Origin of the sequence: Corallococcus macrosporus DSM 14697 (genome assembly GCF_002305895.1) — a bacterium.
Classification (GTDB): domain Bacteria; phylum Myxococcota; class Myxococcia; order Myxococcales; family Myxococcaceae; genus Myxococcus; species Myxococcus macrosporus.
In genome coordinates this window covers 810500-833977 of record NZ_CP022203.1, presented here as the reverse complement: position 1 = coordinate 833977, position 23478 = coordinate 810500, and the positions used below count along the sequence as shown (strand labels likewise).

Here is a 23478-nt window from a genome sequence, read left to right as displayed (position 1 = left end):
ATCGCTGGCGCGCATCACCCTGTGCACCAACGGAGGTCCGCGGGGGCGGCGGTGCTCGAACACCGCCGAGCACCGGCCGCCGGGAGCCCGCTCAGTTCCCGTGCAGCCACTCCCGCAGCCTGGTGGTGGTGAGCTCGATGGCGCCCCGGGCCGCGGGCGTCTGGGCCAGCGCGTTGAGCATGACGAAGTCGTGGTGCGTGCCGAGGAAGCGGACCTGGGTGACGTTGACGCCCGCCTCGGAGAGCTTCGCCGCGTAGGCCTCGCCCTCGTCACGCAGCACGTCGTTCTCGTCGGTGATGACCAGCGCGGGAGGCAGGCCCTTGAGCTGGTCCAGGGACGCCCTCAGCGGGGACACGTGCGGGTCCATGCGCTTGGAGGTCTCCGGCAGGTAGGCATCCCAGAACCACTTCATCGCCTTGCGCGTCAGCCACGGCCCCTCCGCGAACTCCTGATAGGAGCCGCTGTCGAAGCTGGCGTCGGTGACGGGATAGAAGAGCGCCTGGAAGCGGATGTTCGGGCCGCCGCGCTCCTTCGCGAGCATCCCGACCACGGTCGCCATGTTCCCGCCGACGCTGTCCCCCACCAGCGCCATGCGGCGGGCATCCACGTTGAACTCCTCCGGGTGCTCCGCCACGTACTTCGTCGCGGCGTAGGCCTCCTCGATGGCCGTGGGGAACTTGTTCTCGGGTGAGCGGCCATAGTCCACGAAGACGGCGGCGACGTTCGCGCCCTTGACCAGCTCCCGCACCAGCCGCTCGTGGGTCCGGGCATCCCCCATCACCCAGCCCGCGCCGTGGATGAACATCACCACGGGCAGGCGCTCCTTGCTCCCCTTCGGCCGGAAGAGCAGCGTCCGGACGGAGCCCTTGGGCCCGACGGGCAGCTTGCGCTCCTCCACGTCCGCGTCCGGCAGCGCCACCGGAATCGATTGCGCCTTGAGGAGGACGTCCCGTGCCTGCTCCGGCGTCAGGGTGTAGAGGGGCGGGCTGTTCGAGGCCGCCAGGTCCGAGACGAACTTCTGCGTCGAAGGGTCCAGGTTCATGCGCGCTGCTCCTTGGTGGGGCGCCCGCGCACGGGCGCCGCCGGAAAGGTGCCAACCCGCGGCTGGGCGGCAGCAACCGTGCGGGCAAGGACCTGACCCGGCGCCGTCGGGCGCGGCGGCCCCGCCTGGGCTAGACTCCGCGACGGCATTCACAGAGGAGCGATGGATGAAGCGTTTCGCGCTACGCGACCTCACGGACCGCCTCGACGCCCAGACACAGCACGAGGACATCGTTCGCATCCTGGCCACCCGCGAGTTCCCCTGGGACGTCGAACAGGCGCTCAGCTTCGCGCTGTTCCGCACCTACGCGGTGCCCAGCATCGGCGTGCTCCTGCACGACACCGGCGAGTTCACCCAGCGCACCCAGAAGCGCTACGACGACACCGTGCTCATCCTGGACACCCTCCTGGAGCACGGCATGTCCAGCCAGCAGGGCCGCGAGGCCTTCCGGCGCATGAACCAGATGCACGGCGCCTACGACATCTCCAACGACGACATGCGCTACGTGCTCTCCACCTTCGTGGTGATGCCGGTGCGCTGGATTGCCGACTTCGGCTGGCGGCCACTCACGCCCCATGAAGTGACGGCGTGGACGAACTACTACCGCGACATCGGCCGCCACATGGGCATCCGGGACATCCCGGAGACCCATGAGGCGTTCGCCTCCCTCATGGATGGCTACGAAGCCGCGCACTTCGCCTTCGACGCGCGCAGCAAGGCCGTCGCGGACGCCACGCTGGAGCTGCTCACCACCTTCCCGCCGACGAACCTCGCGCCCAGGCGGCTCGTCACCCTCTTCGCGCGCACGCTGATGGAGGACGCCCTGCTGGACGCCTTCCACTACCCCCACCCGTCGCGCCTCAGCCGCAAGGTGTTCCGCCTGGCGCTCAAGGCCCGGGGCCGGTTCGTGCGCTACGCCCTGTCTCCGAAGGAGGCGCCCACCTACGCCCGGGAGCGAAAGAACATCCGCAGCTACCCGAAGGGCTACGCCGTCGAATCCCTGGGCACCTTCCCCAGGACGTGCCCCGTGAAGCACGGCGCCGCCACGGAGGACGCGCCTGGGCGCGCGCCGCCCAAGGACGGCCCCTGAAGCGCCCGGCGAGCCGGGACCGCGTCACGTCGCGCCGTGGGAGAGCGCCGGGCCGCGGGCCTCCTGATTCTCGCTCGCCTTCCACGGCGTCCCCGTGCCGCAGCGCTCGACATGGACTGTGCTGGTCCATCCCGAGCCCGTCTGTATATGTTTTCCTGCCTGTGTTTCAGGGGGCAGGACAGACCCGCCACCGCCGCTACCGGGCCAGTGCATCACTCGCTTTGCGCCGTGCAATCCGATGCACGGAACAACCTGCCATTTTCATTGGAAGCAGCCCTGGGAACACCGGTTGCAATCACACCGGGCATGTTCAAACACCTCCTGGTGATACTGCTGCTCCTCGCCCCCGCGGCTCACGCGGCGCGACGGGATACGGTGACGGATTGGATTGCCTCCGGGGACCACTGGCTCAGCGTGGGCCCCATGCTGAGCGTGACGGGCCGCTCGGGCAATGCGCACCTGGGGCTGGGCGTCGAGGTGACCTACAACATCGTGGACAAGCTGCTCGCGACGGGCATCTTCACCCAGGCGCAGTGGACGAGCGGCCACGCCCGGCTGGCGGGTGGGTTCCAGCTCTCCGCGGGGCCCTTCGGCTTCGAGTTCGGGGCGCAGCACGAGACAGGGACGCGGGCGTTCCTGCCGACGTCAGGGATACACTTCGCCCCCTACCTCACGTTTGGCTTCGCCTCCCTGGCCCTGCGCTTTGGCACCCCGTTCGGCGCGTGGGACTCGCGCGGGGAAGGAGAAACGCGAGTGGCCTACGGCTCCGAAGTCGGCATCGTGCTGACCCTCAAGGCCCCACTCCCCCTCAAGGGCTGCAACACCGGCCCCTGCCAGCTCCTCCGCTGATGCATGTCGCCATCCTCCCGACCACGGCGAGAGACAGGTGCCACTGTGGAGAGAAAGGCGCAAACAGGAAACTCCAACCCACATCCCCCGACAACCATTTCAAGCACCACATCGCGGGGCCGCGAAGGCCCACGGGGGAAACGCCATGTTCAAGGTCAAGCCGAACCACACCTTCCAGAATCCGATGCGGCAGCAGATCGACCGGACCACGCAGGGCAAGACGAGCGACTACGCCCACGCGGTCGGCGGTGTGAACCAGATTCTGGACCGGGGCAACATCGGCATCTCCGCGCGCTCGCAGGCCAGCGTGATGGACAACGTGAAGAAGGTGGAGACGGGGGAGCGCAGCGAGGTCAACGCCCACCAGCGCGAGGCGCTGAACTTCGGCCGTGACGCCTTCCAGAGCGCCAGGCAGGGCAACTACAAGCAGGCGAGCGTGGAGGCCTTCGGCTCCACCGTCAACGGCCTGGCCTCGATGTTCAAGTCCACCTTCACGGAGACGCCCAGCGAGAAGCAGGGCATCACCCCTCACTGACGCTCCCGTGGAGCCCCCATTCCCCTTGCGTGGGATTGGGGGCTTCACGCCCAGGTGGCGGGATTCGCGAGCCCACCTGCCCGCCCGGCCCGGACGTGACTGCATTGCCGGGTGAGCTGTTTTTGTTAGGCTTGCCCGCGCGAGGTGGCCATGGCCCGTATCGTCGGCGGAGTGGGGGACATCGCGAACGACTTCAAGTTCGCGGTGCGGATGCTCCGGAAGGACCCGGTCTTCACCCTGGTGGCCGCGTTGTGTCTGGCATTTGGGATTGGCGCCAACGCGGCCATCTTCAGCGTGGTGGACGCGGTGCTGCTGCGGCCGCTGCCCTACCACGAGCCCGCGCAGCTCGTTCGCCTCTTCGAGACGACGCCAGCCAGGGACCCGAAGTGGCTGGGCTCGGTGTCGTGGCCCAACTACCAGGACTGGGCCACCCAGCTTCCCTCGCTGGAGGGCGTGGCCGCCTACGAACTCCAGGGCCGCAACCTGATGACGCCCGAAGGCGCGGAGCGGGTCAGCGTGGTGGCCACCACGGCCAACCTCTTCCAGGTCCTGGGCACGGCGCCGAAGCTGGGGCCCGGCTTCTCGCCTGGAGATGACCAGCCCGGAGCCGCGCCCGTCGTCGTCATTGGCGAGGGGCTGTGGCAACGCCGCTTCGGCGCCGACCCGGGCCTCGTCGGGCGCACCCTGACGCTGGATGGACAGCCCCACACGGTGGTGGGCATCCTGCCCACGGCGGTGGGCTTCCCCGCGGGGGCCCGGATGGATGTCTTCGTCCCCTTCATCCCCACCGCGGACCGGCTGGACAACCGGGGCTCGCACTTCCTGAGTGTCCTCGGGCGGCTGCGGCCAGGGGTCCCGCCGCGGACGCTCGCGGCGGAGCTGACGGAGGTGGCGCGCCGCATCGAGGAGGCGCACCCCGCGCAGCAGGCCGGGCGGAGCGCCACGGCGGTGCCCCTGGCGGAGACGGTGGTGGGCAACGTGCGGCCCACCTTGCTGCTCTTGCAGGGCGCGGTGCTGCTGGTGCTGCTCATCGCCTGTGCCAACGTCGCCAACCTGCTGCTCGCCCGGACCTCCACGCGCCAGCAGGAGATTGCCGTCCGCTTCGCGCTGGGCGCGAGCCGCGGGCATGTCGTGCGGCAGCTCCTGGTGGAGAGCCTGCTGCTGTCGCTGCTGGGCGCGCTGCTGGGCGTGCTCCTGGGCGCCTGGTGCGTGAGCGCCATGGGCAACCTGGTCCGGACCACCTTCCCGCTCACGGGGGACCTCCCCCTCAACGGGCGGGTCCTCGGCTTCCTGCTGCTGGTGTCGGTGGGCAGCGCGCTCCTCTTCGGCCTGACGCCAGCGCTCCAGGCAACGCGCACGCCGCTGCGCGCCAGCCTCGCCGAGCCGGGGGGCAAGCAGTCCGCGTCGCGCTCACACCACGTCTTCCGCGGCGCGCTCGTGGTGACGGAGGTGGCCCTGTCCCTGGTGCTGCTCGTCGGCGCGGGGCTGCTGCTGCGCGGCTTCGTGAAGCTGCTGGGCACCGAGCCAGGGCTGGAGCCGCGCAACGTCCTCACCGCCCACCTGCCCATTACACCGAACCAATACCCGCGCGAGGAGGTCGTCGGGCGCCTCTTCCAGCCCATCCTGGAGAAGGCCCGGGCGCTCCCAGGCGTGGAGTCCGCGGCGCTCATCTCCCTCCTCCCCATCCAGACCGCGTGGACCAGCGGTGACTACGCCGTGGAGGGCGAGCTTCCGGCGGAGCCCGGCAAGACGCTGTTCGCGGAGTTCAGGACGACCAGCCCGGACCTCTTCAAGTCGCTGGGCATCCCGCTGCTGGCCGGCCGCGACTTCACCGAGGACGACGGCCGCGGGGCCGAGCAGGTCGTCATCGTCAATCAGGCCCTCGCCCGCCGGCACTTCGCGGGAAGCGAAGCCGTGGGCCGCCGGCTCCTCATCGGAGGGCAGCCCGTGGAAATCATCGGCGTGGTGGGCGACGTGCGGCAGGCGGGCCTGGACCAGCAGCCCCTGCCCGAGGTGCACCTCCCCTTCAACCATCCGCGCTCCACGCTCTGGTACTTCCAGTCGGTGACGCTGGTGCTCAAGACCCGCGCGGCGCCCGCGGGCGTGGCCCCCTCGCTGCGCGCCGCGGTGCGCGCCGTGGACTCCGAGCAGCCGCTCTACAACGTCATGACCATGGAGGACATCATCCAGCAGTCCGTGGCGGGGCGGCGCCTGAGCCTCACGCTCCTGGGGACGTTCGCGCTCATCGCGCTGGTGCTGGCCACCGCGGGGCTCTACGGCGTCATCTCCTACCTCGTCTCGCAACGCACCCAGGAGATTGGCATCCGCATGGCGCTGGGGGCGCCGCCGAGCCGGGTGGTGCGGCTGGTCATGGACCAGGGCCTGAAGATGGCGGGCCTGGGAATCTGCGTGGGGCTCGCCGCCGCCTTCGTCCTGTCGCGCTACCTGGAGAGCCTGCTGTACGGCATCAGCGGCACGGACCCGCTGACCTTCGGCGTGTTCGCCCTGCTGCTGGGAGGCGTGGCCCTCATGGCCACCTGGCTGCCCGCGCGCCGCGCCTCCCGCGTGGACCCCATCATCGCCATCCAGAAGCGGTGACGGGCGCCGCCCCTCGCCCCCCGAGCACGCGGGAGCGAGGGGCACGGGGGCCTGACGTCAGGAGGCCTCCCGCAGCGAGGTGAGCTCCTCCACGTCCTCGGGCACCGGGTCCAGCGCGGCCGACAGCGCCGGATAGGCGCTGAGCAGGTCCTCCACGCTGGCGCCGAACTGGAGCCACCCGACGATGCGCACCGCGTCCTCGTTGGTGACGCACACCCGGCGCAGCCGCCGGTTCACCACGAAGTGGCGCTTGCCCTCGGGCGTGTTGAATTCATAGCCCCGCAGCAGCTCCGCCGCGGAATAGCCCCGCTCCCGTTCCTCGACCTCGGCGAAGGCCTTCTTCAGCGCGTCCCGCCCATAGCGGCTGAGCAGCAGCAGCAGGTGCTCCCGGTCCACCCAGTGGCCATGCTGGTACAGCTTCCGCTCGCGCTTGAGGCGGTTGTAGCGCTCCAGCACCGCCTGCGCGCCGGCCGCGTCCAGCCCCGTGTCGGGCTCGTACTCGTAGAAGAGGTCCAGCACGGTGTCCGTGCGCGGCTTGAAGGACTTCACGCCGAACTGCTCGGGCGACAGGTGGATGGGCGCGTTGTGCTCGAAGACGAAGGTGCCCGTGCCCTCCGAGTGCAGGATGTCGGCGTGCCCCAGCAGGAACTGGACGGTCTCCTCCGCCTCCTCCTCCGTCTCCGTGGGGAAGCCGAAGAAGTTGAAGGTGTGGCTCCAGATGCCCGCGTCATGCGCGAACTGGAGGTTGTCCACCATCACCTTCTGCGTGTTGTTCTTGCGCATGTGCCGCTGCACGCGCTCGGACGCCGTCTCCAGCCCGATGTAGAGCGAGCGGAAGCCGATGTCATACATGTTCCGGAAGTCCTCCCGCGTGAAGTACTTCTCGAACTTGTAGAGCGCGGTGAAGAAGTAGCGCCCCTTGGGGACGGCGGGCGGCAACATCCGGAAGAGCTTGGGCGGCAGCGCCTCGTCGTTGAAGGCGAAGTGCCGCACGCCGTAGCGCGCGTTGAGCACCTCCAGGTCCTTGGCAATCATCTCGGGCGCGCGCATGCGGTAGCGGTCGCCGTAGATCATCCCGTGGTAGCAGAACGCGCACTTGCCCCAGTAGCAGCCGCGCGTCGTCAGCAGCGGCAGGACAATCTCCGGGGACAGGTACTCCTCCAGCGGCAGCCCCTCGAAGTCGGGCGTGGGGACCTCGCTCATGGGCAGGGAGTCGCCCAGCGGCGTCAGCACCAGGTCCTCCCCCTTCATGAAGGCGAAGTTGGGCGGGTGGTCCGCGCGCGGGTCCTCCACCGACAGGAAGCGGTCCAACGGGCGCTCGCCCTCGTACCGGCAGATGAAGTCGAAGCAGCGGCCGAACAACTGGGTGACCCAGGTGCGCTCCTTCTCCACCAGGCGGGAGAACACGCTGCCGCCCACCAGCACCGGGATGTCCGGATGCCGCTGCTTCAGCACGCGGCAGAGCGTGAGGCCGGCGACAATCTGCTCGGTGCCGATGATGGACACCCCGAAGTAGCGAGGCAGCCGCTGGACGCCCGCGACCTGCGCTTCGAAGAACGGGATGAAGGGGTTGGCGTTGCGGTTGTCGATGAAGGCCAGGAGCGACGAAATGGAGCTCAGCGCGTCGCCGTCCTGGAGCGACGTCGTCCCCACCTCGATGACGGGCTCCGCCGCGGAGAACGCCGCGAGCAGTGACTTGAGCGCGTCCACGCTGTCCTTGAAGTGCTCCATCGTGTCGTAGGTGTCGCCGGTCCGCAGGCCCTCCACCTGGACGATGAGCGAGTCGTACTCATCCAGCGTCGCCAGCGCCTGCAAGCACCTGGCGCGGTAGAGCCGGTGCTCATCCGTCAGCGCCTCGATGAAGCGCTCCAGCCGCGCGCGCGCCAGGGGCAGGCGCTCCCGGCTGACGAACCAGCGGTAGAAGACGACGTTCCAGTCGTCCTGGTGGATGCGGTGGCCCTTCTGCTCCAGGTAGGCCTTGAGCGACGGCGTGCTCAGGAAGGGCTGGAGCGGTGACCACTGCGGAGGAAAGACGAGGTGGAGGTCCGGCCGCGAGCTGTCGCGGGCCTCCTGGGGGGTGTCACCGGGCCGCTGCGTCAAGGGCGTCTCCATGGCCAGAGTCTCCACGTGGTGGGCTGAACCGACATCCGACAAGGCTGTGCGTCATCGCGCGCCGGGAGCCGTCCCATGAACGCCCCCGAGGGGCGCTGCCCCGCGACAGGCAGGCAGCGCTGACAACGGACCGCGGTGGAGCTAGGCGACGCCCAGGCCCGCGGCGAGCGCCTGGAGCATCACCGGCTTGCCACTGGCCATGGTGCCGGGATTCACGACCTGCTGCTGTTGCTGTTGCTGCTGCTGCTGGACCTCGGTGGTCGGGAAGCTGACGTTGTTGACACCAATGGTGTCATTCACCACGGGCGTCAGGGTCGCGGCGTTGCTGGCGAAGGCTCCGAAGAGCACCGTCAGGGCAGCCGGTGAGGCGAGTGCGCGAATCGTACGACGAGAACCCTTCTTCGAGTCGTCCATGCGTACCTCCGGGGGTGTTGTGTTTGTCTGCGACCCGTTCAGGTCTTCACGCCTCACCTGTCCGGGCGTCTTGATTGTTCATGACTTCGACACGACATATCAAGACGCGCTCCGGCAAAAACAGACACGCGCCTCACGAATTCAAGGCGCCGGAGGCGGAGGCGGCGGCTCCGGCGTGGGAGGCAGGGCCAGCCCCGGGAAGTCCGCCGCCGTGCCCGTGAACACCACGCGGTTGCCACCGCGAACGACCTCGAACTCGAAGGACGAGGGCGCGCCGGTACGCCAGACGAAGAGGATGTCCGAGGGACGGGCAATCTGCTTCGCGTTGATACGGATGATGATGTCGTTCTTCTGGAAGGGCCAGAACGCCGCCGGAGCCGACTCCGTGACGAGCACCACGCTGGCGCCGCTCACCGGCTTGAGCTCGACGACCAGGCTCGCGCCATTGGCCTGCATGGAGACGCGGTCCGTCGAGGTGCTGGAGCTGGCGGAGTTCACCGAGGCGACCCTTTCATGCGAGGACTTCGCGGCGTGACTCGGGCCTGCGCTGGCCACGAGCAAGCCCAGGATGAGGATGGGACTTTTCACAGGGGACCTTCCTTGTGGGGGGGACTGCACCGACAGGGCTTCGGACGGCTCAGGTCCGAAGTGCCTGGTGTTGCCACGGAGTCGATGCTTGTGACTCCAGTGCCCTGTCCATCACACAGACAGCCAGGGACAGCGTCTCAACGACGGCAGCGCGGTTCAGCGTCCTCATGGTGCCTCGCCTTTGTCGTGGATGGGGCGGCAGCTCCATCAGCCCCCAACATGGACAATACGCTTCATGCCCGCGGCATGAAGTGCCGCGCAAAGGCTTAAACCAACCAGGACCAACGGTCAAACCACGCAAGCCCATCCGTGAACAGAGTCACCCGCGTCATTGCGACGCGGCGCAACGAGGCGGAGCGAATTGGAGTCCCCCTGTATTTCTAGACAAATCCTGGCGAAACCACTGACACACACGCCCTGCTGTTGCATTCCATGTCACAACCGGGACCTTCCTGACACCAGACACTGCCGCGTGTCCCGGGCAGGCATCCACACCCGACAGCCTCGCGTCACGCACGGGGTCGCGTCGTCTGGCGCAAGCGCGAGAGGACGTCCAGGCCTCTCGCGCCCGCCGCACACCGCGCCGCCTCAGCGCGGCGGAGGCGCCTGGTTGGGGCACGCCACGGTGGCGGGCATGGCCCACAGCGCGTCGCCCCAGGTGTTGGAGTAGGCGCGAAAGAAGAGGGTGCCGCCCACGCGGGTGAAGGCCTCGGGCCGGGAGCCCCCCGTGGGGCTGAGGTCGGCGATGAGCCCCGTCCGCGCGGGCGTGCCGTCCGTCACCCAGGGCTCCAGGCCCATCCCGCCCTCGTTCGTGCTGAAGACCAGCGCCCCAGCGCCGGTGTCGACGAGCGGCGAGGCCCACTCATCAGAGGTCGACAGGCCCCGGCTGAGCTCCCGTGTCCCGGCCGCCGTGCCATCCGTCGCCCAGAGACTCACCTCGCGAGGCGCGGGCCCGGTCGTGCCAATCCCCACGGACAGATAGAGCTTCCCTCCCGAGCGCACGGTCTGCTGCACGAACGGCCACGCTCCGGGTTCCCCCGCGTAGCGGTTGGGCAGCGTCACCGCCGTCTCCTTGCCACCGCCCGCGAGCGACACCCTCGACAACCTCAAGGCCGTCCCCTCGCCGACGGTCGAGGCCAGATAGACGTGCCCACCCAGCGTCCCCTGCAACCCGACATGGCCGCCGAAGGACTCCAGGCGCACGGTGCCACCGGGCGTTCCATCCGTCTTCCACACCTCGGTGATGGGGCCTTCGTCATGGAAGACGAACACGCCCTCCCCCGCCTCGGTGAGCACCCAGCCGGAGACGGAGACCTGGCCGGCGTCCACGCGCTTGACTCGCGTGGTCCCCGCGGCGGTTCCATCCGTCCGCCACAGCCACGTCCCCTCCCCCGCGCTGCTCACGGTGAACAGGCGCGCCCCCGCCACCCCCAGCGACCGGGGCGACACCTCCCGCGCTGCCCCGTAGTCCATGAGCTGGAACGTGCCCGCCTCCGTTCCATCGGAGCGCCACAGCGACAGCCCGGCTCCGCCAAGGGACCTTCGGAAGAAGGTCAACGCGTCTCCCGCCTGCCCGAAGTAGAGCAAGCTGGCGCCAGCGCTCCCCGGCTCCAGGTCCGCGACGAGCCGTGTGCCCGCGCCCGTCCCATCACTGACCCACAGCTCCCTTCCGAACGGTGGCGCAGCCGCCATGAAGAAGAGGTGGTTGCCCACCGGCGTGAAGTCGCTCACGCCCTCGGAGCCCGGCCCCGGCCAGGGGAACTCCTTCACGGGCACGGTGCCTTCGGACGTCCCGTCGCTGCGCCACAGGATGGCGCGGTCTCCGTAGAGGTTCGACGCGAAGAAGAGCGTGCCTTGGACGTTCGTCAGCCAGTCCGGCACCGGCTTGCCAGGGGACGGGAGCGGCGCGTTCGGAGGCAGGATGTCCTTCACCTTGTAGACGGCGCCGCTGGGGGCGCAGGCCTGCGCCTGGACCTGGACCGCCGCCTCCCCGGTGTCGCCCACCTCCTTCTCCACGGGCCCACCGCAGCCCACCAGCCCCAGTCCCACCAGGACACTCCAGCTTCCCACGCGCATGTGCACCACTCCTCTCCGGCCCGAAACCGGGGGACGGTGGGAAGCCAGGTGGCGAACGCCCATTGCCCCGGAGGGCAGGGCCATGAAGCAAATCCAACAGCGTGTCTGGCCAAGGCACCACGTCCGCGTCGGACGAGAGGAAGAACCGGTCGATGGAGACGCCCTTCTCCCGGTTCTTCACCCGGAAGGTCACGCTCCCAGGTTGGAGCCTGAGCCATCCCCTCATATGAAGCCAAGTGCTTCTTTGAAGACAGGGTGATGGCGGAGGAGTTCCGCGAAGCGCTCGACGAGAGGCCGCAATCGCTCCTCCTGCATCATGGGAATGGCCTGGTAATACATGCAGCCCTGCCGGAAGAGCGAGTAGGTGCGCGTCTTGACGGTGTTGGCCTTCAAGCCCTTCTCCATACCGAGGCTCTCCCCAGCGGCGCCCAGCAGCGTCAGGAGAACCTGCGCCAGGGCGCTCACCAGCAGCAGCCTGTCGCGCCGCTCGGGACTCTTCACGCGCACCGTGGACAGCCCCATCCCGAATCTCAAGTCCTTGACGTCCCGGAACGTCTCCTCGCACGAGAAGCGCCGGGCGTAGAGGTCCACCACCTGGCGCGCACTGGCGGCTCCCAGGCTGGTGGCCAGACACCACGGCTCCTTCATTCCCTTCTGGTGCACCAGCACCACCGCGGGCACCGGCGTGCGGTCCGCCGTCACGTGCACCTCCGTCAGCTTCTTGGCGTGCCCACTGGCTGGTATCCACTCGGCAGCCGGACGCTGATGGCCCCCTTCCACCTCCACCCGCACATCCTTGCGGAAGCGCACCACGTACTCGAAGCCCGCTTGGGCCAGAAGGGCATACAGCCGCTGGTCCGCGAAGCCCCGGTCCGCCAGTATCGTCACCTGCACCTGAGTCGTCCCCTCATTTGAGCCGAGCGTCAAGGGCCGTCCCCAGCGGTTGGCTGGTGCCGGAGCAGCGCGGGAAGCGGCAGTGAGGCGCGCGCTTTTCGGCGCCAGAGGTTGTCCTGCATCGTGCGGAGCATGTCGAAATCCATAACGCACGCCGAGGTGCATCGGTTCATTGAGGAAGCCGTCGGCCCGGACACCCATGCCAAGCGTGTGCTGTCGCTGTCCAATGCCACCTTGGGCGCCGTGCACGCCGCCAGCCTCTCGGTGAGGGCCATCGGACTGGCGCTCTCCCAGGCGCGGGGGTTGGAAGGCAAGCACGCCATCAAGCAGGTGGACCGACTGCTGTCCAACTCTGGCGTCGACGTGTGGCGACTGTTCGCGCAGTGGGTGCCCTTCGTGGTGGCCGAGCGCAAAGCGGTGACAGTCACCATTGACTGGACGGACTTCGAGTCGGACGACCACACCACGGTCGCCATCCAGCTTGTCACCCGCCACGGCCGCGCCACGCCGTTGCTGTGGAAGACGGTGCCCAAGAGCGAGTTGGCCGGGCAGCGCAATGCCCATGAGGACGCGTTGCTGGAGCGGTTGCACCAGGTGCTGCCCTCCGACGTGGAGGTGACGGTGCTCGCGGACCGAGGATTCGGAGACGTCGCCCTGTATGAATTGCTGGACAGACTCAGCTTCGGCTACGTCATTCGCTTTCGTGGCGTCGTGCACGTCGAAAGTGCCGGAGGGGAGGTGCACAAGGCGAAGGAGTGGGTGCCCCCGACGGGCCGTCCGAAGTTGCTGCGCGGAGCGCGCGTCACCCAGGCCCGTTTCGGCGTGGGTGCCGTCGTCTGCGTGCACCAGAAGGGAATGAAAGAGGCCTGGTTTCTGGCGGCCAGCAGCAAGGAAGCCACTGCCACCGAGTTGGTGAAGGCCTACGGACGTCGCTTCACCTGCGAGGAGACGCACCGGGACATCAAGGACTTGCGCTTCGGCATGGGCCTGTCCGCCATCGCTATCGGCACCTGCGAGCGCCGCGACAGACTGTTGCTGCTGTCCGCCTTCGCCATGGCGCTGCTGAGGCTGCTCGGCGCTGCGGGCGAAGCGACGGGGCTCGACAGGAAGTTCCGCGCCGACACCCGTAAGACGCGCGAGTACTCTCTCTTTCGGCAAGGCATCATCTACTACGGCGCCCTCGCCAACATGCGAGAGGAGTGGCTCCGCCCCCTCATGGAGAAATTCGCCGAGCTCATCCGCGAGCAGGCCGTCTTCCGCGAGGCATTCGGCTTCATTTGATTCGAATGAGGGGACGGCTCAGCACCTGCACCCCTTCAGGCACGCACTCCTTCAACCGCAGCAGCAGCTCATCCTCCGCCTGAGCCCGGTTGCCCGCCATGGCGCTCTTCTTGAGCGTCAGCCACAGCAGGGGCGTGGTGCGCCCGTGCAAGGTGACGAGGCTGGCCACCAGCGTGGTGTGGTCATCGGCCTCGAAGTCCGTCCAGTCCAGCGCTACCACCGCTTCGGTGCGCTCGGCCAGCACGTACGGCACCCACGCGGCCGCCAGCTTCCACACGTCCACCGCCTCGTTGGACAGCAGCCGGTCCACCTGCTTGATGCCGTGCTTCTGCACGCCGCCTCGGGCCCATGCCAGGGCCTGGCCAATGGCATGCACCGACAAGGACGCGGCATGCACCACGCCCAACGTCGCATGCGACAGCGACAGCACCCGCTTGGCGTGCAGGTCCTCCTCGAACAAGTTCTCCAGGAACGCCCGCACCTGCTCTTCGTTGATGGCCACCTTGCGTACCAGCATGGCCTCTCCTCCTGCTGCCCACCACTCCGCCTTGCACGGAGCTGTCAAGTAGGCGGCTGGTGATCCGCTCGCTCAAATGCGGGGATCTCTCAGGGTTGGAGCGACACCGTGTCCAGGTTGCGCAGCTTCACCCAATGCCAGCCGGTGCCCACGGTCATGTCCTGCGCCACGAAGGGGCTGCCGTTGATGGACACGAAGAACGAGTTCTGGAGGCTGTCGGGCGCGATGAGCCGCACCCAGTAATGGTGGCTCCCCGAGGTCGGCACCTGCAGCGAATACGTCAGCGTCTCGGCCGTGGTGGAGTCGCCCGCGGCGGCGTCATAGTTCGCGGCCGTGGCGTGGATGAACCGTCCGCCCGACGCGGCGCTCGAGGCCTGGGTGGCGAACACCTGGAACCGGCCGCTGCCGGACTCCGCCTCGAAGTACTGGGAGCAGCCCGCCCCCTCACAGCCGGCGGGCGGCGGCGAGGAGGGGCTCTGCGTCGGGTCCGCCGGGATGGCGGTGGACGTGGTGCCGGGCCGCAGCGTCCACCCGAACGTCCCGCCCGCGTCCACTTTGGCCGCGGGCGTCCACTGGCACGCGCAGCCGCTGGTGGAGACGGCGCTTCCCACCTCGTTCTCCAACGCCGTCAGGTCGTTGCCGGAGAAGCAGAGGCCCGCGCTCGTGAACGGGGCATTGTGCGCGGCGCGGATGCGGCCATTGCCCAGCGTGTTGCCCATGACGTCGCACGCCTGGCAGCCGATGAGCACCGCGTCGCGGTGGCTCCCGTCCAGGGTGTTGTCACGGATGCAGATGTTGCGGGAGATGTACGGCGGCGACGCCGTCACCGCGGAGCGGTAGATCCACGCGGACGAGGTGGACACCGGCTCGCCCGCGGAGATGGCCACCCAGCCCAGGCCGCCGCCGACCTGGTTGTCCTCGACCACCACGTTGACGGAGCCGCTCTTGACGGTGATGCCCGCGCCGCGGCCTGACACCCAGCCGGTGTTGGTGATGACGTTGCCCCGGATGATGGCGTTGCCCACCGCCACGAAGTCGATGCCGTGCTCGTGCTCGTTGCCCGCGTCGCTCCCCTTGCTGAAGCCAGCCACCCGGTTGCCCTCCACGAAGATGCGGTTGCACTGGTGGACCTTGATGCCATCCAGCCGGCTGTTCTCCACCCGGTTGCCCTGGATGCGCACGTCCTCGCAGAGGTTGGTGAACGCGTTCGCCGCCCCGGACATGCGCACCTGGATGCCGTTGCTCCCGGCGTTGCGCACGTAGAAGCCGCGCAGCGTCGTCCCGTCGCCGTCGCCATTGACCTGGATGAGCGTCGCCGTCTCCCCGGCCTTCGGCTCGATGATGACCGGCCAGTCCGCGTGGTTCGGGTCGAAGCCCGGGTTGACCGGCGTGGTGGCGTTCTTCATCGCCACCAGCGTGAGGCCCTTGTTGATGAGCAGCGCGCCCCGGTACGTGCCAGGCAGGACACGGACCGTGTCGCCCGGCGCGGCCTGGGCAATGGCCGTGGCGATGCTGGTGGACCAGGAGGTGATGCCGGCCGCCCGGGCCTGCACGCCGTCATCATCCACCCAGCGCACGGCGGCGAGCGGCCGCGCGGTGGAGGCCCCATCGGGCATCCGGGCGTCATCTTCCCCAGGGCCACAGGCCGACAGCAGGGAGAAGGCAATGGCAGCCAGTGGAGCGGAGAGGGAGTGTCGATTCTTCACATGCGCCTCCTTCGTGAGCGAGAGGGGGCGGAATGCTGCCTACCCGCGTCAGGAGGACGCCAACATGTAAATGATTGAAAAGGTGTAAACCACAGACACGCTGGAGACGGCGGAAGCAGGCAGCTCCGCCTCCGCGCCATCCCCTTTCCAGAGTGAGCGCGTCCGCGGTGGCCCGGGGCGTGGCCTCCACGCGCCCGGCGGGAAGCGCCGCTGTGGTAGTCCCACGGCGCAACACCCCGGCACGTGCTTTCAGCAAAGGCCCCGGTTGGTGCATCATTCACGGCTTTCCCAGTTGGAAGGAGCCGAACAATGAATGCGTCCCGAATCGTCGCCTCGCTGACCGCGTGTCTCGCCCTGTCGCTCGCCGCCTGTGGTGGCGGAGAGGACCTCGAGGGCGCTCCCGAGGGCGCCGCCCCCGCCAGCGTCGAGCAGGGCCTGGGCTACCCGCCGCACTGCCCGAATGGGGACCTCGTCTACTGGTATGAGAACGTGCAGGCCTGTACGCCCAAGTGCGGCTACACGCGCAAGCCCGGTCGGCTCGCGACAGAGTACGCGGCGTGCCAGTCCAACATGTCGGGCACGCGCACGCTCATCAACGTGCGGGCCTGCATCCCGGGCTGCAACCCGCTTGAATAGGCGTCCCGCCCGCCCCCGGCGCTCGTTGGAGCGAGCGCAGGGGGCCTGCCCCGTGGACGAGCCACCGGCAGGCACGCGCTAATGCACGCGGCGGGCGAGCTGTTCAGCGAAGAAGTCGAACATGCGCACCTCCGTGAGCGCGCGCCCCAGCGGCTGGCAATGGAGGTTGGCGCCGTCCTCGCGGGTGAAGCGGGCCAAGGACTTCTCCCCCGGCAGCGCGTGGTAGAGCGCCTGGGATTGCCCGGGCCAGAACTGCTCATCCTCCGGGTCGGTGATGAGCAGGGGCGTGGTGATGCGGTCCACGACGTCGCGCAGGTGATAGCGGGACACCTCCGTGAAGGTGTCGAAGGGCGTCCGCGTGCCATACGGCCGGCTGCGGAAGGCCAGCACGCGCGTCAGCACCGGGTCCGCGTCCGCCTCGCGCATGGCCTCGTTGAAGGCCTCCCGGTCCCCCGCGCGCAGGAGCGCCACCAGCTCCGGCGGCAGGTTCGAGGTCCACGACGTGGAGACGTCCATGACGCCCGGGTCCACCACCGCGGCGACGAAGCGGTGCTCGAAGGCCAGCGCCCGGGGCAGCCAGAAGCCCGCCTGGCTGATGCCATACGCCAGCAGGGCACGCGCCTCCACGTCCGCGCGGGCGGCCAGCGTCTCCACCACCGGGGTGAGCACCGCCTCCCAGTCCGGGCGGAAGGGGATGCCGCGCTCGAACAACACGGACTGCTGTCCGGGGCCGTCGTAGACGAAGGCGTTGAACCCGCGCCGCAGCGCGCCCGCCACGCCCGCGCCCCACAGCGCCGTGAGCGACCCGTCACTGCCATTGGTCAACACCAGCGTGGGCCGGGGCGCGCCGGTGGCGTCGGGCCGGAGCAGGTAGCCCGGGAGCGCGCTGCCCTCATAGGGCACGTCCACCCGCAGGAAGCGCCCCTCCGAATGCGCCACCACGCCCTCCCAGCACTTGCGGTGCAGGGAGAAGGTGGGCGCCAGCACCCGGGAGTCCGCCATGCCGGTGGTGAAGACCAGGGCCCGCGAGTAGGCCTCCGACGCCGCCAGGAAGCACCACCGCGCCCGCTCCACCTGCCCCGCCGTGGCGCAGACCTCCGCCTGCGCGCGCAGCCGCTCCGCGCGGGCGCGCCAGGCCTGGAACCAGCCGTCCGCGCTGCCGTCCTCGATGGCCGCCAGCGTCACCAGCACCTGGCCGATGTCGCCCACGCCCTGGGCCGCCAACCCGAGCGCCAGCCGCGCCTCGAAGTCGAAGTCCGGGTCCCCGAAGAAGCGCTCGGGAACGCCCGGCGCGGCGTGGCTGCTGGTCGCGGGTGCCTCGTCCATGGCGTCCTCCTCCGTCCCCAGCGGCAAACGTCATTCCGCCGCGGCCGGATTCAAGCAACCAGCCCGGCGGCCCGAAGCCCGCCGCGAGGGACCACCCCAAGGCGCGACAGACCCGGGGGCAGCCCCCCGTCCGCGAGGAGCCGCATCCGGCCTTTGACGGTGCGCACGCCAGCGCCTATCATTCCAGGAGATTGATTCTCAGAATCAAAATCACCCTTTTCCGGCGACCCCCGTGAGTTCATCCAACAGGCGTTCCTTCCCGCTCTTCGCGTTGCTTTCCGTCGTCGTCGTGCTGGCCGTCCTGTGGGTGGGCGTCAAGTTCCAGCGCCCCACCGAGCCCGAGCCCGGCCAGGCGAGCCTCGCGGTGCGGGCCGCCGCTCCGGAAGGCCGCACCGTGACGCACGGCCAGGGCACCACGGTGGTGCCGCTGAACCCGAAGCGGGTGGTGGTGTTCGACCTGGTGGCCCTGGACATCCTCCAGGCGCTGGAGGTGGACGTGTATGGCGTGGCGGCGCCGCCCTTCCCGCCACACCTGGCGCGGTTCAGTGACGCGGCGAGGTACCCGCGCATGGGGACGCTGTTCGAGCCCGACTACGAGGCCCTCCAGGCGGCGAGGCCGGACCTCATCATCAGCGGCGGCCGCTCCAGCGCGAAGTACGCGAACCTGTCCCGCATCGCGCCCACCCTCGACGTGCCGATGAGCGGCAAGGACTACATCGCCTCGGTGATTGCCAACACGGAGCTGCTGGCCCGCGCCTTCGGCAAGGAGGAGCAGGCGCGCGCGCTGATTGAGGCGCTGCGCGAGTCGGTGGCGGACCTCCAGCGGGTGACGGCGACGCGCGGCAAGGGCCTGGTGGTGCTCGTCACGGGCGGGCGCATGAGCGCCTATGGCCCGGGCTCCCGCTTCGGCGTCATCCACGGTGACTTCGGCGTGCCGGAGGCCGCGGCGGGCCTGCAGGCGTCGCTGCACGGCGAGTCCATCAACGCGGAGTTCATCCGCGAGAAGAACCCCGACTGGCTCTTCGTCATCGACCGCGACGCCGCCACGGGCCAGAACGCGGGCAACGCCCGGCAGGTGCTGGACAACGAGCTGGTGCGGCAGACGACGGCCTGGCAGAAGGGGCAGGTCGTCTACCTGGACCCGGCCACCACCTACCTGTCCGGTGGCGGCATCCAGTCCGTCAAGCTGCTGCGCGACCAGGTCGCGCGCGCCTACACGCAGCAGGCCCAGGCCCAGCAGTAGCCCGCCCCCGCCGTGAAGCGCGCGTTCGCCGCGGCCACCGCCCTGCTCGTCCTGGCGGTGGCCAGCCTCCTGATAGGCGCCAGTGACGTGTCCTGGCGCGCCCTGTTCGCTCCCGAGCCGGATGAGCGCGCCCTCCAGGTGCTGGTCATCAGCCGGCTGCCGCGCCTGTTCGCCGTCATGCTGGCGGGCACGGCCCTGGGCGTGGCGGGCCTCATCATGCAGATGATTGCCCGCAACCGCTTCGTGGAGCCCACCACGGCGGGCACCGCCGAGTCCGCCAGCCTGGGCCTGCTGACCGCCACCCTCCTGGCCCCCGGCCTCCCGGTGCTCGGGAAGATGCTGGTGGCCACCGCCTTCGCCCTGGCGGGGACGGCGCTGTTCCTGATGGTGCTGCGGCGCCTCCCCCTGCGCTCGGCGCTCATCGTGCCGGTGGTGGGGCTGATTCTGGGCGGCATCATCGACTCGACGACGACCTTCTTCGCCTACCGGTACGACTTGCTCCAGACGGTCAACGCGTGGACCACGGGTGACTTCTCCACCGTCCTGCGCGGCCGCTACGAGCTGCTGTGGGTGACGCTGGGCCTCACCTGCGCCGCCTACGCCGCAGCGGACCGCTTCACCGTGGCTGGCATGGGCGAGACGTTCACCACCAACCTGGGGCTGAACTACCCGCGCATCGTCGCGCTGGGGCTCGTGCTTGTCGCCCTGGTCACCGCGATGGTCGTCGTCACCGTGGGCATGATTCCGTTCCTGGGCCTGATTGTCCCCAACCTGGTCAGCATGGTGATGGGGGACAACGCGCGCAGGTCCATTCCTTGGGTGGCGGTGAGCGGCGCCGCCTTCGTGTTGCTGTGTGACGTCGTGGGCCGCGTGGTGCGCCACCCCTATGAGATTCCCGGAGGCACCATCGCCGGCGTCATCGGCAGCGTGCTCTTCCTGTACCTCCTGCTGAAGCGAGGCGCCCGTGTCGGCTAGCGCCCCCGCCGCCTTCAACCCCCTGCGGCCCCTGCTCGTGCTGGGCGCCGTGGCCCTGGCCTTCGTGGTCCTGTTCATGCTGGTGGGCGTGACGGGCCCGTGGGACTTCGTGCTGCCCTTCCGCGGGAAGAAGGTCGCCACCGCGCTGCTGGTGGGCTACGCCGTGGCCGTCTCCACGGTGCTCTTCCAGACGGTGACGGGCAACCGCGTGCTGACCCCCGCCATCATGGGGTTCGACTACCTCTACGTCCTCATCCAGACCTGCCTGGTGTTCTTCCTGGGCTCCACCACCGTGGCGGGCATGGACGCGCGGTTCCTGTTCGCCGCGGAGGTCATCATCATGGTGGCCTTCTCCGCCATGCTGCACGGCTGGCTCTTCGGCGTGGCCCGGGGCAACGTCCACCTGCTGCTGCTCACCGGCGTGGTGATGGGCGTGTTGTTCCGGAGCCTGGCGTCCTTCGTCCAGCGCGTCATCGAGCCCAACGAGTTCATCTTCCTGCAGGACCGCTTCTTCGCCAGCTTCAACGACCCGGAGTACGAGCTGCTGCTGCTCTCCGCCGTGCTGACGCTGGGCGTCTCCGTGCTGGGCCTGCGGCTGCTGCGCGCCTGTGACGTCCTGGTGCTGGGCCGCGAGGCCGCCATCAACCTGGGCGTGGACTACGCGAAGACGGTGTCGTGGGTGCTGGCGCTGGTGGCCATCCTGGTCGCCATCTCCACCGCGCTGGTGGGGCCCGTGACGTTCCTGGGGCTGCTGGTGGCCAACCTCGCCTATCCGCTGGTGCGGACGTACAGACACGCGTTCGTCATCCCCGCCGCCGCGCTCATCGCGGGCATCGCCCTGGTGGCGGGCCAGTTCGTGCTGGAGCGCGTCTTCCGCCTGGACACCAACCCCCGCGTCATCATCGAGTTCGTGGGCGGGCTGGTGTTCATCGCGTTGCTCATGAGAAGGACCCCGAGATGATCGAGGCGAAGAGCGTCACCAAGCGCTACGGCGAGACGCTGGTGGTGGACGGCGTCACCCTGAGGCTGCCCGTGGGCGGCATCACCTCCATCATCGGCCCCAACGGCGCGGGCAAGTCGACCCTGCTGTCCATGATGAGCCGGGTGATGCCCATGTCGTCGGGCAACGTGCTGGTGGACGGGCTGGACGTCAGCACCACGCCGGGGGACGCGCTCGCCAAACGGCTGGCCATCCTGCGCCAGGACAACCACCTCACCGCCCGGCTGACGGTGCGGGACCTGGTGACCTTCGGCCGCTACCCGCATAGCAAGGGCCGCCCCACCGTGAAGGACGGCGAGCACGTGGAGCGGGCCATCGAGCACATGGGGCTGAGCGCGCTCGCCGACCGCTTCCTGGACGAGATGTCCGGCGGCCAGCGCCAGCGCGCCTTCGTGGCCATGGTGCTCTGCCAGGACACCGACTACGTGCTGCTGGATGAGCCGCTCAACGGCCTGGACCTGAAGCACGCGGTGTCCATGATGAAGCGGCTGCGGCACGCCGCCGACACGCTGGGCAAGAGCTTCGTGCTGGTGCTGCACGACATCAACTTCGCCTCCTGCTACTCGGACCACATCGTCGCCATGCGCGACGGCAAGGTCGCCTTCCAGGGCCGCCCGGAGGACATCATGCGCTCCGACGTCCTGCGCGCCATCTACGAGCTGGACATCACCGTGCAGCAGCTTGACGGCGACTGGATTGCCACGCACTACCGGTGACGCCGCGCGCGACTTCAACGTGACGAGGCCCCCGCTTCGTCGGCGTCCGCCGTCAGGAAGTCGATGACGGCGCGCACGGCGGGCAACTGGCCTCTCCGGTGGGGCGTCAGAATCGTCGTCGTCACCAGGCCGGCGGTCCAGGCGGGCAACACCCGCACCAGGCGCCCCGCCTCCGTGTCCGCGCGCGTGAAGGACTCCGGCAGGCAGACGACGCCCAGCCCGGCCAGGGCCGCCTTCAGCAGCACCATCGACTCGTCGGCAATCAGGAGCCCCCGGGGCGCCACCGTGACGGTGTCCCCTGTGCGTCCACGCAGCTTCCACTGTGTGGCCAGGGCGCTGGTCAGGAGGCCATCGTGTTCGCGCAGGTCCTCCGGCCGGCGAGGCTTGCCCCGTCTGTCGAGGTAACCGGGTGAGGCCACCAGGATGATGGGGTCCACCGACAGCTTGCGCTGCACCAGCCCCGAAGCCGGCAACGGCGCGAAGTGGCTGCGCACCGCGATGTCGAAGCCCTCCTGCACGATGTCCACGAAGCGGTCCGTCGCGTGAAGCTCCACGCGCACCTTCGGGTGGGCCAGCGCCAGCCGAGGCAGCCGGTCCGCGAGCCGGAACTGCGCGGTGGGCACCGACGTGGTGATGCGCACCACGCCGCTGGGCTCCGCCTGCCGGCGGCGCACCACGTTCTCCGCGGCCTCCGCCTCAATCACGACGGCGCGGGCATGGTCGAGGAAGTCCCGCCCCACCTCCGTCAGCGTGAAGCTCCGCGACGTGCGCTGAATCAACCGCGCGCCCAGCCCGTCCTCCAGCTCGGCCACCCGCTTGCTCACCGTGGACTTGGGGATGCCCAGCCGCCGCGGCGAAGCCACCGCTCTCCACCGCCTGGACGAAGATTTGGAGGTCGTTGAGGTTCAAGGCCGCGCCTCGTCGTCCACGGATGTGGACCTTGCGTTCACGCCCTGCTGTCTACACGGCCCACGTCTCCACGGCCATTGTGTCCCGCGTCGAAGGCATCACGCCTTTCGGCTTCCGACAGGAGATTCACCATGGCACTGCCCACCCTCTTCTACGGCGTCCCCTCTGGCTGCTCGTTCGGCTCCATCGTCGCGCTGGAATGGCTGGGCCAGCCCTACCGGCTGTGCCGCATCGCCATGCCGGAGGAGGTCACCACCGAGGACTACCGTCGCATCAACCCCGCCGCCGAGACGCCCACGCTGATGACGCAGACGGGCGCGCGCATCAGCGAGAGCATGGCCATCCTCAACCACCTTGGCGCGCGCGGCGTGGGCACGGGCTTGTCATTCGCCCAGGGCACCGCGGACTTCGACAGGCTGAACCACATGCTCGCGTACCTGAACACGACCTTCTTCGGCGCCTTCTCGCCGCTCTGGTACGCGCTGGAGCACACCGAACTGCCGGCGTCCGACCAGAAGGCCCTGCGGGCCTACGGCGCTCGCAACGTGGTCAAGGCACACGCGGCCCTCGAAGCGATGCTCGGCGACAAGCCGTGGCTGCTGGGTGAGCATCGGACTTTGGCCGACGCCTACTTCATCGGCATCGCCCGGTGGACGCGGTACCACGAGGTGCTGGACCGCCGCGACTACCCGAAGCTCCAGGGCCTCTTCGAGCGGCTGGAGGCGGACGCCGGCGTGCAGTTCGCCCACGCCATCGAGAAGGGCGAGGCGCCCCGAGGCAACGGCGCCTTCCAGGGGCACATCCACCTTGAGGAAGTCCTGCGACGGCTGGCCGCGTGAGCCGTGGACGTCGCGGCGACCAGCCGCGCGCCGTTCCAGCCTGGGGTATTTGATACCTCCCGGCAGTGCGGAACCACTCCCGGTGAAAACCGGAACCTGGGTTCAAAATTCGAGTATTCGCGCGTGTCCGCT

The 23478-nt window shown here is 69.1% G+C and carries 21 protein-coding genes; 11 read left to right on the top strand and 10 right to left on the bottom strand.

The annotated features are described in order from the left end of the window. Positions 1-91 precede the first annotated feature (91 nt). Complete coding sequence (locus MYMAC_RS03590) at positions 92-1042, bottom strand: alpha/beta hydrolase (protein ID WP_095957044.1); 951 nt, start codon at positions 1040-1042, stop codon at positions 92-94. 166 nt (positions 1043-1208) lie between these two features. Between MYMAC_RS03590 and MYMAC_RS03585 the strand changes: the two genes are divergently transcribed. The 4 genes from MYMAC_RS03585 (at position 1209) to MYMAC_RS03570 (ending at position 6114) form a co-directional block, all read left to right on the top strand. Next, positions 1209-2132: an oxygenase MpaB family protein gene (locus tag MYMAC_RS03585; protein ID WP_095957043.1), complete on the top strand. Its 924-nt coding sequence runs from the start codon at positions 1209-1211 to the stop codon at positions 2130-2132. A 306-nt stretch (positions 2133-2438) separates the two neighbouring features. Further along, positions 2439-2981 carry a hypothetical protein gene (locus MYMAC_RS03580; protein ID WP_095957042.1) on the top strand — a complete coding sequence of 181 codons (543 nt, stop codon included), beginning with the start codon at positions 2439-2441 and terminating at the stop codon, positions 2979-2981. Positions 2982-3126: 145 nt separating this feature from the next. Continuing rightward, a complete protein-coding gene (locus MYMAC_RS03575; RefSeq protein ID WP_095957041.1) occupies positions 3127-3516 on the top strand; it encodes a hypothetical protein in 390 nt (129 codons plus the stop codon). Positions 3517-3666: 150 nt separating this feature from the next. After that, a complete protein-coding gene (locus tag MYMAC_RS03570; protein ID WP_095957040.1) occupies positions 3667-6114 on the top strand; it encodes an ABC transporter permease in 2448 nt (815 codons plus the stop codon). A gap of 57 nt (positions 6115-6171) precedes the next feature. On the opposite strand, the gene MYMAC_RS03565 is transcribed toward MYMAC_RS03570, so the two are convergent. The 5 genes from MYMAC_RS03565 to MYMAC_RS03545 all read right to left on the bottom strand — a co-directional run bounded on the left by MYMAC_RS03565 (position 6172) and on the right by MYMAC_RS03545 (position 12198). Further along, positions 6172-8226: a B12-binding domain-containing radical SAM protein gene (locus tag MYMAC_RS03565; protein ID WP_095957039.1), complete on the bottom strand. Its 2055-nt coding sequence runs from the start codon at positions 8224-8226 to the stop codon at positions 6172-6174. A gap of 141 nt (positions 8227-8367) precedes the next feature. Next, a complete protein-coding gene (locus MYMAC_RS03560; RefSeq protein WP_013936153.1) occupies positions 8368-8640 on the bottom strand; it encodes a hypothetical protein in 273 nt (90 codons plus the stop codon). A 141-nt stretch (positions 8641-8781) separates the two neighbouring features. Next, positions 8782-9228, bottom strand: a complete 447-nt coding sequence (locus tag MYMAC_RS03555) for a PDZ domain-containing protein (RefSeq protein ID WP_013936154.1) — start codon at positions 9226-9228, stop codon at positions 8782-8784. Between the two features lie 588 nt (positions 9229-9816). After that, a complete protein-coding gene (locus tag MYMAC_RS03550) occupies positions 9817-11304 on the bottom strand; it encodes a hypothetical protein (protein ID WP_013936155.1) in 1488 nt (495 codons plus the stop codon). 222 nt (positions 11305-11526) lie between these two features. Further along, positions 11527-12198 carry an IS4 family transposase gene (locus MYMAC_RS03545; protein WP_239989325.1) on the bottom strand — a complete coding sequence of 224 codons (672 nt, stop codon included), beginning with the start codon at positions 12196-12198 and terminating at the stop codon, positions 11527-11529. 132 nt (positions 12199-12330) lie between these two features. On the opposite strand from MYMAC_RS03545, the gene MYMAC_RS03540 reads away from it, so the two are divergent. Further along, on the top strand, positions 12331-13479 hold the full coding sequence (locus MYMAC_RS03540; RefSeq protein ID WP_095961458.1) for an IS4 family transposase: 1149 nt from the start codon (positions 12331-12333) through the stop codon (positions 13477-13479). On the opposite strand, the gene MYMAC_RS03535 is transcribed toward MYMAC_RS03540, so the two are convergent. Both MYMAC_RS03535 and MYMAC_RS03530 read right to left on the bottom strand, forming a co-directional pair. After that, positions 13472-13996, bottom strand: a complete 525-nt coding sequence (locus MYMAC_RS03535; protein ID WP_239989324.1) for a hypothetical protein — start codon at positions 13994-13996, stop codon at positions 13472-13474. The two genes, MYMAC_RS03540 and MYMAC_RS03535, sit on opposite strands and share 8 nt — an antisense overlap. Positions 13997-14085: 89 nt before the next feature. After that, positions 14086-15702 (bottom strand): right-handed parallel beta-helix repeat-containing protein, encoded by a 1617-nt coding sequence (locus tag MYMAC_RS03530; RefSeq protein WP_157757439.1) that lies wholly within the window; start codon positions 15700-15702, stop codon positions 14086-14088. Positions 15703-16011: 309 nt separating this feature from the next. On the opposite strand from MYMAC_RS03530, the gene MYMAC_RS03525 reads away from it, so the two are divergent. After that, entirely contained in the window at positions 16012-16338 is a 327-nt protein-coding gene (locus MYMAC_RS03525; RefSeq protein ID WP_013936158.1) for a hypothetical protein, read from the top strand. A gap of 78 nt (positions 16339-16416) precedes the next feature. Here the strand turns inward: MYMAC_RS03525 and MYMAC_RS03520 are convergent, their stop codons facing one another. Further along, the gene (locus MYMAC_RS03520; RefSeq protein ID WP_095961457.1) at positions 16417-17664 is read right to left on the bottom strand and encodes an alpha/beta hydrolase family protein; all 1248 of its coding nucleotides are present in this window, start codon (positions 17662-17664) and stop codon (positions 16417-16419) included. 232 nt (positions 17665-17896) lie between these two features. On the opposite strand from MYMAC_RS03520, the gene MYMAC_RS03515 reads away from it, so the two are divergent. Genes MYMAC_RS03515 through MYMAC_RS03500 form a run of 4 tightly spaced genes read left to right on the top strand, consistent with a single transcriptional unit; the run spans position 17897 to position 21598 of the window. Further along, positions 17897-18907: a siderophore ABC transporter substrate-binding protein gene (locus MYMAC_RS03515; RefSeq protein ID WP_095957037.1), complete on the top strand. Its 1011-nt coding sequence runs from the start codon at positions 17897-17899 to the stop codon at positions 18905-18907. 12 nt (positions 18908-18919) lie between these two features. Then, positions 18920-19882, top strand: coding sequence for an ABC transporter permease (locus MYMAC_RS03510; RefSeq protein ID WP_095957036.1), 963 nt, complete (start codon positions 18920-18922; stop codon positions 19880-19882). After that, complete coding sequence (locus MYMAC_RS03505) at positions 19872-20843, top strand: iron chelate uptake ABC transporter family permease subunit (RefSeq protein WP_095957035.1); 972 nt, start codon at positions 19872-19874, stop codon at positions 20841-20843. The genes MYMAC_RS03510 and MYMAC_RS03505 overlap by 11 nt, the downstream gene beginning before the upstream one ends. After that, positions 20840-21598, top strand: coding sequence for an iron ABC transporter ATP-binding protein (locus MYMAC_RS03500; RefSeq protein WP_095957034.1), 759 nt, complete (start codon positions 20840-20842; stop codon positions 21596-21598). Before MYMAC_RS03505 ends, MYMAC_RS03500 begins: the two co-directional genes overlap by 4 nt. A gap of 14 nt (positions 21599-21612) precedes the next feature. Here the strand turns inward: MYMAC_RS03500 and MYMAC_RS03495 are convergent, their stop codons facing one another. Beyond that, positions 21613-22461, bottom strand: coding sequence for a LysR family transcriptional regulator (locus tag MYMAC_RS03495; protein WP_239989323.1), 849 nt, complete (start codon positions 22459-22461; stop codon positions 21613-21615). Positions 22462-22638: 177 nt separating this feature from the next. Between MYMAC_RS03495 and MYMAC_RS03490 the strand changes: the two genes are divergently transcribed. After that, positions 22639-23346, top strand: a complete 708-nt coding sequence (locus tag MYMAC_RS03490; RefSeq protein WP_095957033.1) for a glutathione S-transferase family protein — start codon at positions 22639-22641, stop codon at positions 23344-23346. Positions 23347-23478: the final 132 nt, after the last annotated feature.

What these genes read in the sequence shown, in the direction of transcription:
- MYMAC_RS03540 (WP_095961458.1), top strand. Translation starts at nt 12,331, where the DNA reads ATGTCGAAATCCATAACGCACGCCGAGGTGCATCGGTTCATTGAGGAA.
- MYMAC_RS03575 (WP_095957041.1), top strand. Translation starts at nt 3,127, where the DNA reads ATGTTCAAGGTCAAGCCGAACCACACCTTCCAGAATCCGATGCGGCAG.
- MYMAC_RS03500 (WP_095957034.1), top strand. Translation starts at nt 20,840, where the DNA reads ATGATCGAGGCGAAGAGCGTCACCAAGCGCTACGGCGAGACGCTGGTG.
- MYMAC_RS03560 (WP_013936153.1), bottom strand. Translation starts at nt 8,640, where the DNA reads ATGGACGACTCGAAGAAGGGTTCTCGTCGTACGATTCGCGCACTCGCC.
- MYMAC_RS03550 (WP_013936155.1), bottom strand. Translation starts at nt 11,304, where the DNA reads ATGCGCGTGGGAAGCTGGAGTGTCCTGGTGGGACTGGGGCTGGTGGGC.
- MYMAC_RS03565 (WP_095957039.1), bottom strand. Translation starts at nt 8,226, where the DNA reads ATGGAGACGCCCTTGACGCAGCGGCCCGGTGACACCCCCCAGGAGGCC.
- MYMAC_RS03520 (WP_095961457.1), bottom strand. Translation starts at nt 17,664, where the DNA reads ATGGACGAGGCACCCGCGACCAGCAGCCACGCCGCGCCGGGCGTTCCC.
- MYMAC_RS03525 (WP_013936158.1), top strand. Translation starts at nt 16,012, where the DNA reads ATGAATGCGTCCCGAATCGTCGCCTCGCTGACCGCGTGTCTCGCCCTG.
- MYMAC_RS03570 (WP_095957040.1), top strand. Translation starts at nt 3,667, where the DNA reads ATGGCCCGTATCGTCGGCGGAGTGGGGGACATCGCGAACGACTTCAAG.
- MYMAC_RS03590 (WP_095957044.1), bottom strand. Translation starts at nt 1,042, where the DNA reads ATGAACCTGGACCCTTCGACGCAGAAGTTCGTCTCGGACCTGGCGGCC.
- MYMAC_RS03535 (WP_239989324.1), bottom strand. Translation starts at nt 13,996, where the DNA reads ATGCTGGTACGCAAGGTGGCCATCAACGAAGAGCAGGTGCGGGCGTTC.
- MYMAC_RS03580 (WP_095957042.1), top strand. Translation starts at nt 2,439, where the DNA reads ATGTTCAAACACCTCCTGGTGATACTGCTGCTCCTCGCCCCCGCGGCT.
- MYMAC_RS03585 (WP_095957043.1), top strand. Translation starts at nt 1,209, where the DNA reads ATGAAGCGTTTCGCGCTACGCGACCTCACGGACCGCCTCGACGCCCAG.
- MYMAC_RS03490 (WP_095957033.1), top strand. Translation starts at nt 22,639, where the DNA reads ATGGCACTGCCCACCCTCTTCTACGGCGTCCCCTCTGGCTGCTCGTTC.